General features: G+C 47.3%; 1 protein-coding gene. It reads right to left on the bottom strand.

The window, feature by feature from the left end:
• Positions 1-480, bottom strand: a 480-nt coding sequence (locus N1032_RS25930) for a hypothetical protein (protein WP_259543499.1), incomplete at its 3' end; no start/stop codon positions are given.
• Positions 481-647 lie beyond the last annotated feature (167 nt).

The raw sequence follows: 647 nt of genomic DNA, 5'->3' as shown, positions 1-647 counted from the left end.
GGCACCATTCGACTCCCATTCTTTTTTTGTGACAACAGTCCCATCAGCAGTTACCGCTGAGACTGCTTCTTCCTCGTCTTCTTCCGTGATCTCTTCCTCGGCTGTTTGAGGAATGTCCGTAATTACACGATCATAGCCCGGCAGAGGTTTATCAACCACGAATGGAAGATTAGTTAACGTATCAATCATTGATGCAAGATTGATAGTTTGTTCATGTTCACGAGGTTTTGGGTTGGCTACAACCACATGCAGAATGTAGTTCATAACATAGCAGGAAAGAATCCGGCCTGTATATTCACGACCTTCCACAAAGACTTCGGCCCCAACACCCGGCGCTTGTACTTCAACGTACTCGTCGAGTGACGACATGAAGCCAGTCATTTTACCCTTACCACTAGAGTTCGGGTACGCTTCCCACTGGAAAGCTTCAAAGAACAGACCTTCGCCGAGACGAACATGGATACCATGATCTTCCAGCATCTGATTCAGACGGTCTTTAGTACTCTCTTCAGCAGTTTTCGTGAATGTTTGAGCTTGATTCCCGCTTGTTGCGCCACGTACTGCGCCAGCTGATGACTGCGAAGGATATCTTCTATCGAGGTATCTGTCCCACCCGTCATCGTCATCATACTGATCCCACTGAGAAT

It is taken from the genome of Herbiconiux daphne (assembly GCF_024979295.1).
Lineage (GTDB): Bacteria > Actinomycetota > Actinomycetes > Actinomycetales > Microbacteriaceae > Herbiconiux > Herbiconiux daphnes.
The sequence above is the reverse complement of the archived record's forward strand: the minus strand, read 5'-3'. Positions and strand labels throughout refer to the sequence as shown.